The 15,109-nt window shown below is 37.7% G+C and carries 12 protein-coding genes; 4 read left to right on the forward strand and 8 right to left on the reverse strand.

The window, feature by feature from the left end; all coding sequences use genetic code 11:
- Positions 1-65: 65 nt before the first annotated feature.
- The 3 genes from JOE44_RS06565 to JOE44_RS06575 all read left to right on the forward strand — a co-directional run bounded on the left by JOE44_RS06565 (position 66) and on the right by JOE44_RS06575 (position 4,436).
- On the forward strand, positions 66-449 hold the full coding sequence (locus JOE44_RS06565) for a hypothetical protein (RefSeq protein ID WP_209784859.1): 384 nt from the start codon (positions 66-68) through the stop codon (positions 447-449).
- A gap of 134 nt (positions 450-583) precedes the next feature.
- Positions 584-3,394 carry a TonB-dependent receptor gene (locus tag JOE44_RS06570; RefSeq protein ID WP_209784860.1) on the forward strand — a complete coding sequence of 937 codons (2,811 nt, stop codon included), beginning with the start codon at positions 584-586 and terminating at the stop codon, positions 3,392-3,394.
- Between the two features lie 7 nt (positions 3,395-3,401).
- Positions 3,402-4,436, forward strand: coding sequence for a phytase (locus JOE44_RS06575; protein ID WP_209784861.1), 1,035 nt, complete (start codon positions 3,402-3,404; stop codon positions 4,434-4,436).
- A gap of 394 nt (positions 4,437-4,830) precedes the next feature.
- On the opposite strand, the gene JOE44_RS06580 is transcribed toward JOE44_RS06575, so the two are convergent.
- The gene (locus tag JOE44_RS06580) at positions 4,831-7,080 is read right to left on the reverse strand and encodes an excinuclease ABC subunit UvrA (protein ID WP_209784862.1); all 2,250 of its coding nucleotides are present in this window, start codon (positions 7,078-7,080) and stop codon (positions 4,831-4,833) included.
- Positions 7,081-7,131: 51 nt separating this feature from the next.
- Here JOE44_RS06580 and JOE44_RS06585 point away from each other — a divergent pair, with 51 nt between their 5' ends.
- Complete coding sequence (locus JOE44_RS06585) at positions 7,132-7,554, forward strand: MarR family transcriptional regulator (protein ID WP_209784863.1); 423 nt, start codon at positions 7,132-7,134, stop codon at positions 7,552-7,554.
- Positions 7,555-7,563: 9 nt separating this feature from the next.
- Here the strand turns inward: JOE44_RS06585 and JOE44_RS06590 are convergent, their stop codons facing one another.
- The 7 genes from JOE44_RS06590 to JOE44_RS06620 form a co-directional block, all read right to left on the reverse strand.
- Complete coding sequence (locus tag JOE44_RS06590) at positions 7,564-8,286, reverse strand: sterol desaturase family protein (RefSeq protein ID WP_209784864.1); 723 nt, start codon at positions 8,284-8,286, stop codon at positions 7,564-7,566.
- 79 nt (positions 8,287-8,365) lie between these two features.
- Positions 8,366-8,635: a hypothetical protein gene (locus JOE44_RS06595; protein WP_105682721.1), complete on the reverse strand. Its 270-nt coding sequence runs from the start codon at positions 8,633-8,635 to the stop codon at positions 8,366-8,368.
- A gap of 259 nt (positions 8,636-8,894) precedes the next feature.
- Positions 8,895-10,235: a S41 family peptidase gene (locus JOE44_RS06600; protein WP_209784865.1), complete on the reverse strand. Its 1,341-nt coding sequence runs from the start codon at positions 10,233-10,235 to the stop codon at positions 8,895-8,897.
- A gap of 6 nt (positions 10,236-10,241) precedes the next feature.
- Entirely contained in the window at positions 10,242-10,985 is a 744-nt protein-coding gene (locus JOE44_RS06605; protein ID WP_245169727.1) for a hypothetical protein, read from the reverse strand.
- A gap of 180 nt (positions 10,986-11,165) precedes the next feature.
- Positions 11,166-12,089, reverse strand: coding sequence for a T9SS type A sorting domain-containing protein (locus JOE44_RS06610; RefSeq protein WP_209784866.1), 924 nt, complete (start codon positions 12,087-12,089; stop codon positions 11,166-11,168).
- Positions 12,090-12,165: 76 nt separating this feature from the next.
- Complete coding sequence (locus JOE44_RS06615) at positions 12,166-13,458, reverse strand: hypothetical protein (protein WP_209784867.1); 1,293 nt, start codon at positions 13,456-13,458, stop codon at positions 12,166-12,168.
- A 321-nt stretch (positions 13,459-13,779) separates the two neighbouring features.
- Positions 13,780-15,066 carry a hypothetical protein gene (locus JOE44_RS06620; RefSeq protein ID WP_209784868.1) on the reverse strand — a complete coding sequence of 429 codons (1,287 nt, stop codon included), beginning with the start codon at positions 15,064-15,066 and terminating at the stop codon, positions 13,780-13,782.
- Between the last annotated feature and the right edge of the window lie 43 nt (positions 15,067-15,109).

Consider the following 15,109-nt stretch of genomic DNA (forward strand, 5'->3'; position numbering starts at 1 on the left):
TTCTTTACAATTGTTATCGTTTACTGACCCATCTCTGAGATAATTTTGTTTCAAATAATAAAGTTATGAAACATTTTATCCAACAGGTTTTCAGCGAAGTTCTGGAAAACCCTGTATTTGACGAATTACTCATTGAAAAGTATTTCTCAAAAAATTACATCCAATTCGTTGACCGCCAGCAATTAAATTATGAAGAATTTGTCCTTCATATTAAAAAACTGAAAGAAAAAGTGGCAGAACAAAAGATTGAGTTCATCAGCCATGCTGAAAATAACAACATCATCTTTACCCATCATGTGGTACATTCTAAATTAAAAGACGGAAGTTTTGTTATCCATAAAGTACTGGCAGAATTTACCATTCAGAATAATAAGATCATACGATGTGATGAACTGACTGTAGTATTGGAAGGAAATCAAGCCGAGAAAAATCTGGGATCTGAAATATAGAGCATAAAACGATATTGCCTTACCGTATTAAGTTTCTATATTAACAATTCTTAAGATAATCTTAATTTTCCCTTCAACACTTTTCCCAAACAGACGTTTAATTTTGTTGCGATTTTTATCTAAAACTAAGAAAAGTGAAAAAAATTTTTACGTCTGTTTTATTTTGTGCTTCAATTTTTTTCTATGCACAAACCGGTTCTCTTTCCGGAAATATCAACGATGATTCGAAGATAGCCCTGCCAGGAGCCAAGATTTCCCTAAGTCCGGGAAATATTTATACAACTTCTGATGAACATGGAAACTTTGTATTCCTGAATGTTCCACCAGGAAGTTACACCATGAAAATTGATTATCTCGGTTATGGCGTACACGAATATAATGTCACGGTAGAATCTGAGAAAAATACCCGTCAGAATATTATTTTCGACAAGAAAGAAACGTCTATTGCAGAAGTTGTAGTCTCTGGAGCTACTTTAAAAAATCAGGCCAGAGCTTTAAACAAGCAAAAAAATAACGCCAATATTACCAACGTAATTTCTTCGGATCAGATCGGTCGTTTTCCTGATGCCAATATCGGGGATGCCCTGAAACGCGTACCGGGAATTACCATACAGAATGATCAGGGTGAAGCCAGAAATCTTATCATCAGAGGGCTTGCACCGAATCTGAACTCCGTCACCCTGAATGGGGACAGAATTCCGTCTGCTGAAGGTGATAACCGTAATGTCCAGATGGACCTGATTCCTTCCGACATGATCTCTACGATAGAAGTTAATAAAACCCTGACTCCGGATATGGATGCCGATGCCATCGGAGGGTCTGTAAACCTTATTACCAGAGCTTCCCCGAACGGACAGAGGATTTCTGCGACCGTTGCAGGAGGATACAATCCCATTCGTGAAAAAGGAAATTATACAGCGGGATTTGTGTATGGAAATAGATTTTTGGATAAAAAACTAGGAGCTGTATTCAGTTTTTCTTATAATAACAACAATTTTGGTTCAGATAATATTGAACCTGTATGGAGCCAGGCTAATGATCTTGCCCAAACAGTGTATGTCAGCAAAATGGGGGTACGTTATTATAATGAGCATCGTATCAGACACAGTTTTGATCTTAATATGGATTATGAATTTAATTCTAAAAACAAGATCTACGCTTCTGCCATGTACAATTTCAGAAATGATAAAGAAACCAGACTGGCATTAGGATATAAAATAAAACCTGTCTACAGCGACGATGAAACGGAGATTACTGATTGGAAAGGAAGTATTACAAGACAGAATAAAGGCGGTGATGCCGATAATGACAATACCCGCCTGGAAAAACAAAGAGTTCAGAACTATGCTTTAAGAGGAGAACATTTATTAGGTTCTAAAGTGGATCTTGACTGGTCTGTCAACTATGCTATTGCAAGTGAAGATAAGCCTCATCAGCGTTATATAGAGTTTGAAAACAGCAAAATGAACTTCTCTCCAGACCTTAGCAATCCTGAAAAGCCAACATTTAATCTCTTGGCAGCAGACAATCTGGGCAGCTACAAACTGAGTGATCTTTCGGATGCCAACAACTTTACACAGGAAAAAGAATTGGGAGCAAAAGTGAATGTACGTTTTCCATTTTCTGTGATTGATGGACAGAAAGGGCGTCTTCGTACCGGTTTCCGTATGCGTCTGAAGAAAAAGGAAAGGGAGAATGATTTCTATGCTTTCACTCCAGTCAGCAATATGGGAAGTCTCTTATCTGTACCAACGATCAATCTTGATGGTCAGAATTTCCAGGCCGGAAATTATGTTCCGGGAACATTTGTTGATCCTTCATTCCTTGGAAGTCTGAATTTATTCAATCCAAATTTGTTTAATGGTAAGCTGAAGCCTGAAAAGTATCTTTCCAGCAACTACAGTGCAAAAGAGCAGATCTATGCAGGTTACGTCCGTTGGGATCAGGATTTCAATGATCAATTATCCATGATTGTTGGAGCACGTATTGAAACTACCCAGATAGATTACACCGGAAATTATGTGATGAATGAAAAAGATCTTGTAGGAAAAATTAATAACACCAATACGTACACAAACGTACTTCCTAATATTTCCTTCAAATATATTCCGATGCAGGATCTTGTACTTCGTGCAGCATTCACAACAGCTCTTGCCCGCCCGAACTATTATTCACTGGTTCCTTATCTGAATGTTATTTCAGAGGATGAGATCGTTGCAGCAGGAAATCCAAACTTAAAGGCAACCTATGCTTATAATTTTGATTTCATGGCAGAAAAATATTTTAAGTCTGTGGGAATTCTTTCCGGAGGAATTTTCTATAAAAACCTGAACGACTTTATTTATACCTATTCCAAAAGAAATTATACGGCTAATGACTTTGCCAGTGATTTTGCAGGACAGTCCAACCCCATTCCGGCAGGAGAAAGCAACTGGAAGTTTACCCAGCAGCGCAATGGTGACAACGTAGACATTTATGGTTTTGAAGTGGCTTTACAAAGACAGCTTGATTTTATTCCCGGAGCTTTCTGGAAAGGACTTGGAGTGTACGTAAACTATACCTATACCAAATCCAAAGCAAAAGGAATTACCAATGAAGATGGCATTGAAAGAACAGATGTAGGACTTCCGGGAGCAGCTCCTCATATGTTTAACGGATCTCTTTCCTGGGAAAACAAACGTTTTTCAGCAAGGGTTTCCATGAACTATGCCTCACATTATATTGATGAGCTGGGTGGCAAGGCGTTTGATGACCGTTATTATGACAAACAGTTTTTCCTTGATGCCAATGCTTCCTATAAAATTACAAGCCAGCTCAGAGTTTTTGCAGAAGCCAATAATCTTACCAATCAGCCGTTAAGATACTATCAGGGGATCCAAAGCAGAACCGCTCAGGCTGAATATTACAGACCAAGGTTTACGATGGGAGTGAAATTTGATTTTTAAAATACACATGAAAAACATACATTATATAGTAGCCCTTTCAGTTCTTCCTCTTGTGATCAACTGTACCGGGCAGAAAGAAGTAATAGAAAAATTAAAACCTACAGTGATCACAGAAACAGTGGTTCATGATACGGATGATCCCGCCATATGGATTAATCCTCAGGATGCTTCAAAAAGTATCATTATCGGAACAGATAAGGATACGGACGGCGGATTATATGCCTTCGATCTTAACGGAAAAATTATTAATAAGGTTTTGGGATTGAAACGTCCCAACAACGTTGATCTGGAATATGGTTTTATGCTGAATGGTAAAAAAACAGATATTGCTGCCGTAACGGAAAGGGAAACCAACAAAGTAAAGTTATATACACTTCCTGAGTTGAAAGAAATTGGAGAAATCTCTGTATTTGACGGAGAATCAGAACGTGGACCTATGGGAGTTTCCATGTATAAAAATCCGGAAACTGGAGAAATATTTGTCATTGCCGGAAGAAAATCAGGACCAAGTGACGGCTACCTTTGGCAGTACAAGCTGACTGAAAAGAATGGTGCTATAACAGGTGAAGTTGTTCGTAAATTTGGAAAATACAGTGGTCTGAAGGAGATTGAAAGTATTGCAGTAGATGATGAAATGGGTTATATCTATTATTCCGATGAGCAGTTCGGGGTTCACAAATATTATGCAGATCCGGAGAAAGGCAATGAGGAATTAGCCGTTTTCGGGAAAGGGGATTTTAAATCTGATGTGGAAGGAATTTCCATCTACCCTACTTCTAAAGGGAAAGGATATATCCTGGTTTCGAATCAGCAGAATGACACCTTCAATGTTTATTTAAGAGAAGATCAATCAAAAGGAAGAATTGCAGAAATTCCGGTTTCTACACTGGAAAGTGATGGGTCTGAAGTGACAAATGTTAATTTGGGTTCAAAATTTCCCAAAGGAGTTTTTGTTGCGATGAGCAATGGAAGAGTATTTCACCTTTACGATTGGAGAATCGTTGAGAAAGCGATCAAATCAGCTGTAAAAGCTACTAAATAAAAAAAATAACTTTTACACCATTAAGGTGGATAAGGTTGTAAGAGTATTAAGTTGAGTTAAAGTCATGAGATTACTTCACCTGCGGCTCGCAATGACAACATAGCCCATCTTAATACTCTTCACTTTTTAATTCTTCTTAATGGTTTATTATCTTGTTTTTCAACGCAAAGATTATTTCTTATGACGTACTATTTTAAGGGAGCTAAGAAAGAGTCGATTTGCAATCGACTGATGAAGCGAGGTGTTTATCCATAAGCTTTTTAAGCAGTTTTACGGCTATACTTTCCCGTCTTAAATGAATTATTTACATTTTAAACTTTACGTTTTTAATAATAATTTAAGCTAAGCTGTTATTGCCAACTAAAGGTAAATCAATCTTGACACAATACTCTTCTTACTGAATATGTTTCTTCAGAAACTCTGCGGTATATGATATTTTGTTTTTCAGCAGCTCCATCGGAGTTCCTTCAAACAATACTTCACCACCAAATTTCCCTGCGCCGGGCCCCATATCGATAATCCAGTCTGCCTGCGAAATAATATCAAGATTGTGTTCTATAACAATCAGCGTATTATTCTGATCTACAAGACCATTAAAAAATGTCAGCAGTTTTTGGGTATCACTGGGGTGCAGTCCTGTACTGGGTTCATCAAGAATAATGATCTGATTGGTGTTTTTCAGCTCTCTTGTCAGTTTCAGACGTTGTCTTTCACCTCCGGAAAAGCTATCCAGCCTTTGTCCTAATGTCAGATAATCAAGACCTAATTGTATCAGCAGATCAAAATTTTTAAGAATAAATTCTTCTTTAAAAAAATCAACTGACTCAGAAACGGTCATATTCATCACTTCCACAATTGTTTTTCCGTTGTATCTGTATTGCAGCACATCAGGATCAAATCCCGAGCCTCCACACACTTCACAAGGCTGTTCAATATCATCCATAAAAGCAAGATCAATCTTTTCTATTCCCAATCCTTTACAATTTTTACAGGCTCCTTCACTGTTTCTGCTGAACAGTTTATCTGAAACATGATTAGACTGTGCAAAAAGCTTACGGACAATATCTGATATTCCCAGGTAAGTAAGCAGATTGGAGCGGGCACTTGCAGCAAACAAAGATTGATCAATAATGGTCACATCCGGATAAAGTTCAGGCAGAATACGGTTAATCAGGGTGCTTTTTCCAGATCCTGCAACTCCTGTTACCACTGTCATTACCCCAGTCGGAATATTTACAGTCACATTTTTAAGGTTATACCTGTTGGCATTTTTTATTTCCAGATAGCCATCAGGTTTTCTGAATTTTTGTTTGATGGAAGGTTTCTTTGTGAAATAAGAACCTGTTTTACCTGTCGAGTTTTTCAGGTTTTTAAATGTTCCGTCGTATACCACTTCTCCTCCATTTCTTCCTGAACCAGGACCTATATCAATCACCCAATCCGCCATTTTGATCAGATCCGGATCATGCTCTACGATTAAAACAGAGTTTCCTTTATCCCTGATCTGTTTTATAATAGTGATGATATTCTGCAGATCTTTGGGATGAAGACCAATACTGGGTTCATCAAATATGTATAAAAGATCTATCAGGCTGTTTCCCAGGCTCCGCACCATTTTTATACGTTGAGATTCTCCTCCGGAAAGCGTATTGGTACTTCTGTCCAGCGTCAGATACTGCAATCCTATCGTGATGATATTCTGCAGTTTTGCGGAAAGCTCTTTGATGACAACTTCATATTGCTTTGAATCCAGTGAAGTAATGAACTCAAGCAGTTCATCCACTGAAAGGGCCATACAGTCAGCAATACTTTTACCTTCGATTTTGCAGGACAATATTTTTTCATTCAACCGTTTTCCTTTGCATGACGGGCAGGTTTTGGTGATCACAATATTCTTCAGAGCATCTTTTCTTGTGATGTTTTCTTTGGAATCTTTTTTCAGAAATGCTTTTTCGATTCTTGGAACAATTCCTTCGTATTTTACCGTTTTTCCCCATTCTTTATGAGGGTGTTTCGGTTTGTGTTCCGGTGCATACAACAGAGTTTCCCATTCTTTATCGGTGAAATCCTTTAGCTTTTTATCATTATCAAAATAACCTGACAAAGTATATCTTGTTAAGCGCCATCCTCCAGGCTGAAAAGTAGGGAAACGGACAGCTCCTTCATGTAAAGACTTTTCTTGATCAATTAACGCATTCACGTTCAAAGTCTGAACAAAACCTAATCCTTCACATTCAGGACACATGCCCTGAGGATGATTAAATGAAAATACATTAGAATATCCTACAAACGGCTCTCCCATTCTTGAAAACAGCAACCGCAGGGAAGCAGACACATCTGCCGCTGTTCCCACAGTAGATCTGGCATTTCCACCCAAACGTTTTTGATTGATAATGATAGGAACATTAAGGTTTTCAATTTTATCTACATCCGGTACACCATAATGTTGCAAACGGTTTCTGATAAAACTGTTTTGAGTTTCATTAATCTGCCTCTGTGCTTCAGCCCCAATGGTTTCAAAAACCAAAGATGATTTTCCGGATCCAGATACTCCCGTAAAAACTACGATCCTGTACTTTGGAATTTTTATGGAAATATTTTTGAGATTATTCTGCCTGGCATTGGTAATTTCTATATTTTCCATGGTAAAAATGTTTAACTTTGTTAATAATTAACTAAGTTAAGTATATTTAACATGAAACCCATTGAAAAAGAATTTTTTAACACATTTACTGATTTTCAGTGCCTTATTCTGGCCCATATGAACCGGGGCGATATTAACGGAGTCACTGCAGCTCATTATAATATTATTGAATTTATCCTAAGAAAAGGAAAAATAACAGGAAAGGAAATATCAATGGCCTTCAACATCAGCCAGGCAGCCATATCAAAACAGATAAAATTTCTGATTGATCAAGATTTCATTACCCGGGAACGGGAGAAAACAGATCACAGGAAATTCAATCTTTCAGTAACGGATAAAGGAAGGTTTATTATAGATAATTCAGAAACTTTCCGTAAGGCTATCACGCACCAGACAGCTACTATACTTACCTCTGAGGAGTTAAAAAATTTTAATTATCTGCTGGATAAAGTACTGAACCATCTAAAACTGTAAAATGTATTGTTACTTATAGGTCCCAAATAATCTGTCCCAGATAGAAGTATAAAATCCGAAATTTTTGCTTTCATCCAAATGATGCTGATTGTGAAACCTCGTTGTTCCCACGAAGAAATGGTCAAAAGAAGCTGGAAAGAACTCTCTGTTCAAATGTCCTATAGTTCCCCAGATAAGGTTGATCAGAAGGTAAATTGAAACAGAAGTTACAGAAAAATCATAGCCTATGAGTAACACCAGCATCATCAATCCAAATCCTATGGTTTCAAAAGGATGCAGTACAAAAAGACTTAAAAAATTGGTACTGACATGCTCATGATGTTTTCCATGCAGCATTGTATAGATGAAAGGTAAATGAGCGGCAAAATGAAAAAAATACATCAGGAGATCCATTAAGAGAAGCAAAGCAACAACTTCCGCTATTATTCCAATTACAGATTGATTCTGTCCCAGCACAATCCATCCGGTTTTCCATAAGAAAGCTCCAAGCAGCAGTACAAAGCTATTACATACAATGGTAATCAGGCTGAGGTAAAAATCGGATCTTGCGACAGGATGATTTTTCTCCTGTAACTGGCTTTTACGGCAAGTCTTTTCAATGAAAACATATAATCCTATGGAGAACAGATACAGAAAAATATTAATGACCAGACTGAATATGATCCACTGTGGCCAGGAAAACTGCCAAAATACCTGTAAATAACCGGAAAGTTCTGTTTGATTAAAATTCATAAGCCCGTCATCCTTCAGCTTGATGTCATAAAGGTATGAATTTCATAGTAAAATCAACCGATAAAGTGCGTTTCAGAGTTTATTTCTGTCTTGCTTTTCTTCTCAATTCCCGAAGTCTTGACGTCAATTTCTTTCTTAAATCATTATGATATTCGCGGTAGTTTTTGATGCTGTTCTCCAGATTCTTTTTATTAAGCAGATATTCCTCATACAGATTTCCTAGCTCTGAAATCTGTGTAACCACATCGGAAGGCTGGCTTTCTGGATCTTCTGCAGCTTCTATCAACAGACGGTAATATTCAATACGACTGGTCAGGTTCATGTGAAGTTTTGGTTCTATTCCCTGCATGATTTTGTGATTTTATGGTGTTCCTGAATAGGAAAAAGGTTTTATCCTTTTACTATTCGATATATTATTTTTTTATTATTAAATAAATCTTTTAATTTTTCCTGAACCATTAAGATTGTATTAAGACGTTAAGATTATTAAGATCAAGCTTCGCTTTAACTTAAGATCAGAATGATTGATCTTAACTCTACTTTATTTCTTCAAACTTCTTAATGGTTTAAAATATTGACATTCATTTCCTTTGTCTTTTCAATCCAAATTATTTTTCCATCATCACCGGAGGCACATCACTCTGATATAGAATTTTAACAATTCCGTTTTTTTCCTGACCTGCAGATTTGAAATAACCTCCATTAAGAGCAGAAGAAATAAGGGTTTCATTAGGATCTCCCAAAGGTAATATCGGCAGTCCGGCAAATTCATTGACATTGACCTGAGGGGAAATTCCATTGCTGTATTCTCCGGCTTCATTCGCGTTAAATACTTTATAAATTACCGGATGGATCTGCCAGGAAATTTTTCTCGGTTTACGTTTGTCTTCTACTACAAATCCTGCCATATCTTTTCCCAGTGTAGTATCTCCAATCTGAATAACCTGCATATAAGGTTTGAGATTATTTACAACAATTTCGGCTGCCGATGCTGTACTGTTTGATGTGAGGATAAAAACTTTCTGCAACCCCAATGCATTGGCACGCAATGTATTAAAATCAAGCGCTTTGGAATCATAAGCAATCTGTTGGGCAAATGTCCTTTTTACTTCACCTCCGTTTTTATTTCCTTTAAAAATGATGAATGGCGAACCAGATGACAACCCTGAAGGAATCAGTGAACAAAGTGCTGCCGCAGATGATACAGAGCCTCCATAATTGTATCGGAGATCGAGAATGAGTTCCTGTACTCCGGCAGCCTTAAATTCTGCAAATTTCTGGTTCAGGGTTTGTGTCATTCCGTCTGGGAAATCATAGATGTACAGATATCCTGCTTTTTTACCGTTTTTCTCAAAAACTTTAGATAAAACGGGCTGCTCAAAAGAGAAACCATAGTAAACGGTAATATTTTTTTCATCGGTTACAGCTCCGTTTTGCCATTTTCCAACGGTAAGTTCTACCACAGTCTGATCTTTAATGGAGGAAGCCATTGCTTCGGCATTCGCGGCTGTCATTATCTTTCCATTGACTTTGGTAATGATCATTCCCCGTTCAAGCCCTGAGTTAAAGGCCGGAGAGTTTTGAAGAACCAGCTTAACGATTGTAACAACCTGGTTATTGGCAAGCTTGGCAACGGTATAATCAAAACCATACATATTCCTTATGGAACGTGGATAGGTAGAGGAATCTTCAGTATTCACCATGAAAGAAAACCGATCCTGAGGAGAAAGCAGACTTTTAAAAAAATCTTTTACGGGAAGCCGGTAATCTGGCTTTACAGGCATTTGGTCTGCCCAGTAATAATATCGTTTCATGCTGTCCTGAACCCAGAGATTCACAGATTCTGTACTTCCTTCCGGAAAAACAGGTGCGCTTTCATCATTATTATTCGTACACGAAATGAGAAAGACTGCGATGGCAATGCATTGAAGTTTAAAAAAATTTTTCATACGCAATTACAGATATTCTGCGACATCAATATCTCCTTTTACCACCCATTCTCCATTTTCCATTTTTTCCTGAAGGACAATCATGTTAGCCCCAGTGTGCTGTTTTAGTTTTACCTGAATCATTTTAGATCCGGAATAAGGTTCTGTAGTTCCCGGCTTGTACAATTCCAGATATACCGGAGCTGTAGAACTGAAAAAACTATAGATTTTCACTGCGGTAAAATTGTCTTTCCCAATATTGTCAAATTCTGCCAGTACTACTCCATTTTCTCTTTTCAGAATGCCTTTTACATCTTTCAGGGTAGTACCGGAAATTTCGCCCAGATTGGGGAAAATAAATTCAAAACCTACTTTCCCAAAATTAACCTGAGGTTTTACCGCATACGTCTGCAGGTAAATTCCCGGAAGATTAAAAAAGTACAGGTCTTTATAGTCTTCTATATTGTCATATGTAATATTGTATTTTGCAATTTCGGTGCCTGTTTCATGGTTATAGACAGACAGTTTATTGGTTTCTCCCTGATCCAGTACAAACTGAAGCTGAGTTTCTATTTTATTGGTATAGGACGTTTTTCCGTCAATGGATACAGGCTGTCCGTTGAATCTCAGCTGAACAGCATCCGGTTTGGAAAATCCCTTGATATTAACGTCTCCGGGTTTCTGTACCTTATCAGACAACTCCATTGTATTGCTGTCTGTGCATGAAAAAAGTACCGTAAAAAATAGGAGTAATGCAAAGATTTTATTCATCTTTCTCAATTATTTCATTGTAAAACTTAAAAATATTGCCCGGCCCTATAAGCCGGGCAATATATAATTATAAAAAAACTAGTTGGATATATTCTGAATAGCCTTCTTTCAAAGACTATCCATTATTTTATATAAAATTTCATGATATTCCTAAAATCAGATTCTAAGAGACCTGAATGCTTATTTTTTAATAAATTTCAGTCTTTCCGTTGTCTTTCCGTCTGTAACTTCTGCGATATACGCTCCTGCTATAAGACCAGCTATATGAATACCTTTGGAATACTGAGTAGTCAATACTTTTTGGCCAGCTGCATTGTAAATATTAACTACCGTTGTAGTTTCTTTCAATGACGGGTTAAGCTGCAGCTGTAAAGATTCTTTTACCGGATTTTCAGCTATTTGTGTTGTAATTTTGTTTCTTTTTATCTCCTTAGTTGTTAAAAATGAAGTAGCATAAATTCCCATTTCATCAATATTAATGTTCTGGATATTATTTCCACTTGCTTTTCTGTTCGCCCACATTCCGATATAGATTTTCTTCCCTGCGAAAGCAGAAAGATCTACAAGAGATTGTACAAACTCGGTAAGATCAGCCGGAAATGGATTGGCAGAATCTCCTACCTGAATTTTATAAAGACTCTGAATATCATTACCACCTGCATCTACCGTCATAGCCTGAAAATCAGCTAATGTAGGAACTTCTTTCTGTGGTGTACTTACATAGATAAAAAGATCTCTGGCAACAATAGTATGGGTAGTTCTCTGCCTTCCGATATTCGCAGCTAAAGTAACTGTACCTGCAGTATTAGTAAGATCAATCTGAGGAGAAATAATCCAGTCGTTTTCCGCGATAAATCCGTTAGCATTTCCACTTGGCACCAGACTGATAGAATGACGAAGAACACCTGAAGTTCCATAAGTAAGAGTAGTTCCGTTGTGGTAAATGTTTTGTCCCTGTACCCATCCATTACCATTGCTGTTCAGATCATGGAATGTCCATCCCTGAAGATCAGCAGGAGTATCAAAAGAATTTCCCCATACCAGAGACTGCGCTGCAACCAGGTGAGATAAAAACAGAACAGATGATAAAATTATTTTTTTCATAATACTGATTATTAATGTTTTTGAAGTAAAAGCAAGGAATCAGCATGTGCTGTTCCCTGCTTTTTAAAGTTTTTTATTATTCTACAATAGAGAAATTGTATTTTGTCCAAAGTCCCTGGAAGTTTCCACAGTTTCTTGGAGATACATTCCACCCCCCTTCGTTGAAGAATGGCTGGCTCATACCCCATAGAGATGCAGGCGTACCAGTCGCCAGGTTAGCTGCAGGGATTCCTGCTGTTCCTGTACCTGTAACTGAAGTAGTAAATCCGTGGATCTGGATTGTGCTGTATGCTGAAGCTGAAGAAAGTTCAGAACCTGTACCTTCTACTTTGATACCCACAGGGTAACCTGTAACCACAGCATTATTTAATGTTAATCTTCCGTGTCTTCTGATGTGGATACCGTTTTCATACAAAGCACCTTTAGTAGAGTTCTTAGAACCAACGATCGTAAGGTTGTTGATTACCGGATGAGTCAACAATGTTGTAGAAGAACCGTCTGCGTTGTTATCAAGCTCGATACCGTTAGAATCAGGGCTTGATCCGCTAAGACTGTGTGTAGAGTTGTAATCTGCCAAAGCTAATGCACAAGTGATTGTTCCTGTATATCCGTTATCGAAGTCGAAGTTATCATCATCTGCAGCAAAAGAGACAAGGTTTGAAGCGTTTACTGTACCTCCGAAGAATTCAAAAGAATCATCCTTTCCGAAAGATACCTGAATATGGTCCAAAGTAGTTCCGTTCCCTACTCCTCCTAACGTAAGACCATTGATTTCGTTTCCTGAGTTCGGCGCTAAAAGATCGTACCCAGCAAACTCAATACGTACATATTTCAATGTTCCACCGTTGTGAGAAGCATTGGTACCTCCGTAATAGAAATCAGGTCCAGATAATCCTTCAATCGTTTTTGTGAAAGGTGTGTTTGTAGGAGCGTCTCCTAAAATGATAACCCCACCGAAATCACCAGGAGCAGCAGTTGTATCTTCGTTTCCGTCTAACAATTTGTAGCTGGTGAAAATGATAGGTTGAGCTTCTGTACCCGCTGCGTTGATTTTTCCCGTTTTAGAAATTACCAAAACTCCTGTAGCTGTATTGTTTGTGCTTGGTTTAGCTTTAATGAATGTACCCGGCTGAATTGTTAATGTAGCACCATTTTTTACGGTTACAACTCCATTTAATTCAACTACACCACTCCATGTAGTATTTGAAGTAATATCACCGCTTACGCTGGTTACCGGAAGAGCAGAAGCTGTAAGGTACTCAGCAGAAGTAGATTTCATTTCGAATGGAGAAGATGAATCCGCCAGTTGATCGTTTTGACAAGCTGTAAGAGATAATGCTGCCACTGCAATTAGAGTTAGTCTTTTCATTGTTATAATTTTTAATAAATCCGGTCGTATTATTTTATACCAGATCAGTTTTTTATTCAGGAATATCTTCCTCTCTATTCCTTCGATTTGTTTTTTGGTGTTCATCCCATCGCTGCAGGAGGAACTGCATTGCGGGAGTTCCCATGGAAACCGTTAAAGCGTGGGAAAAGCTTTTAACGTCCGGTTTTTTCAGAACTGTACTGCTGTGCGCATCATCAGTTTTTTTCAGTTTTGATCAGGTTACCGAAACCTGTACGCTTCTATAATTAAGATATCTTTTTAATCTAAATTTCTATTTCCATGTTCATAAGGCTCATTTCCTTATTCTAGAATGGAGAAATTATATTTGGTCCAAAGTCCTTGAAAATTGCCACAATTCCTTGGTGATACATTCCATCCTCCTTCATTAAAAAATGGTTGATTCATTCCCCAACCGGAAGCAGAAATGCCAGTAGATAAGTTAGCCATAGGAATTCCTGATGTACCGGCCCCTGTGACGGCAGTTGTAAATCCGTGAACAAGGATGGTATTATAATTAGAGGCAGAAGCAAGCATTGAACCTGTACCTTCTACTTTGATTCCAACAGGATATCCTGTAATGGTAGCATCATTTAATGTTAATTTTCCATTTCTTCTGATATAAATTCCATTTCCGTACATAGCACCCATAGTGGATTTCCAAGGACCTATTATTGTAAGATTATTCACTACAGGATGCGTTGCTAATGGTGTAGATGTTCCATCAATATTATTATCGAGTTCAATACCGTGAGAATCATTGACAGCCCCACTGAGACTATGTGTAGAATTATAATCTGCCAAAGCAAGTGCACATGTAACAGTCCCAGTATATCCATTATTAAAATCGAAATTATCATCATCTGGTGCAAAAGAAATCAGATTGGAAGCATTTACGTTTCCTCCATAAAATTCAAAGGAATCATCTTTACCATAAGACACCTGAATATGATCGATGGTGGTACCACTACCTACTCCGGCTAAAGTAAGGCCGTTAATTTCATGGATTGTATAAGGGAATATATCTGTTCCTCCGAATTCAATACGTACATATTTCACGATTCCTGCGTTATGATTTTGGTTAGTCCCACCATAATAATAATCAGGTCCAAAAAGTCCCTCAATGGTTGTTGTAGAAGGAGTATTCGTTAAAGCATCCCCCAGCAGGATTAATCCTCCAAAGTCGCCAGGCTCTCCAATAGTATCTTCATTACCGTCCAACAGCTTATAACTTGTAAAAATAATCGGCTGATTTTCTGTTCCTACTGCATTGATCTTCCCTGTTTTTGTGATGATCAGAACTCCTGACGGAGCTGTTGTTCCTTTTGGTTTTGCTTTAATATATGTTCCTGGAAGGATTGTCAGTGTAGCTCCATCTTTTACTGTTATTATTCCATCCATTTCGATGACTCCACTCCAGATTGTATTAGTGGTAATATTACCACTTACAGTAGTTACCGGAAGTGCAGAAGCTGTAATATATTCAGATGAAGTAGCCTTTATTTCAAACGAAGATTGCTTATCCTCTAATCTGTCATGCTGACAAGCTGTAAGGAATGATAATATGACAATTGGAATTAACTTTTTCATTGTACCGCTTTAATTATTGTGTTCTATTTTATTTAGATCTATA

This window comes from Chryseobacterium sp. PvR013 (genome assembly GCF_017833095.1).
Lineage (GTDB): Bacteria > Bacteroidota > Bacteroidia > Flavobacteriales > Weeksellaceae > Chryseobacterium > Chryseobacterium culicis_A.

Excerpts from the sequence above, each read along its gene's own strand:
- JOE44_RS06590 (WP_209784864.1), bottom strand. The coding sequence starts at position 8,286 with ATGAATTTTAATCAAACAGAACTTTCCGGTTATTTACAGGTATTTTGG.
- JOE44_RS06605 (WP_245169727.1), bottom strand. The coding sequence starts at position 10,985 with ATGAATAAAATCTTTGCATTACTCCTATTTTTTACGGTACTTTTTTCA.
- JOE44_RS06575 (WP_209784861.1), top strand. The coding sequence starts at position 3,402 with ATGAAAAACATACATTATATAGTAGCCCTTTCAGTTCTTCCTCTTGTG.
- JOE44_RS06565 (WP_209784859.1), top strand. The coding sequence starts at position 66 with ATGAAACATTTTATCCAACAGGTTTTCAGCGAAGTTCTGGAAAACCCT.
- JOE44_RS06615 (WP_209784867.1), bottom strand. The coding sequence starts at position 13,458 with ATGAAAAGACTAACTCTAATTGCAGTGGCAGCATTATCTCTTACAGCT.
- JOE44_RS06595 (WP_105682721.1), bottom strand. The coding sequence starts at position 8,635 with ATGCAGGGAATAGAACCAAAACTTCACATGAACCTGACCAGTCGTATT.
- JOE44_RS06580 (WP_209784862.1), bottom strand. The coding sequence starts at position 7,080 with ATGGAAAATATAGAAATTACCAATGCCAGGCAGAATAATCTCAAAAAT.
- JOE44_RS06585 (WP_209784863.1), top strand. The coding sequence starts at position 7,132 with ATGAAACCCATTGAAAAAGAATTTTTTAACACATTTACTGATTTTCAG.
- JOE44_RS06600 (WP_209784865.1), bottom strand. The coding sequence starts at position 10,235 with ATGAAAAATTTTTTTAAACTTCAATGCATTGCCATCGCAGTCTTTCTC.
- JOE44_RS06610 (WP_209784866.1), bottom strand. The coding sequence starts at position 12,089 with ATGAAAAAAATAATTTTATCATCTGTTCTGTTTTTATCTCACCTGGTT.
- JOE44_RS06620 (WP_209784868.1), bottom strand. The coding sequence starts at position 15,066 with ATGAAAAAGTTAATTCCAATTGTCATATTATCATTCCTTACAGCTTGT.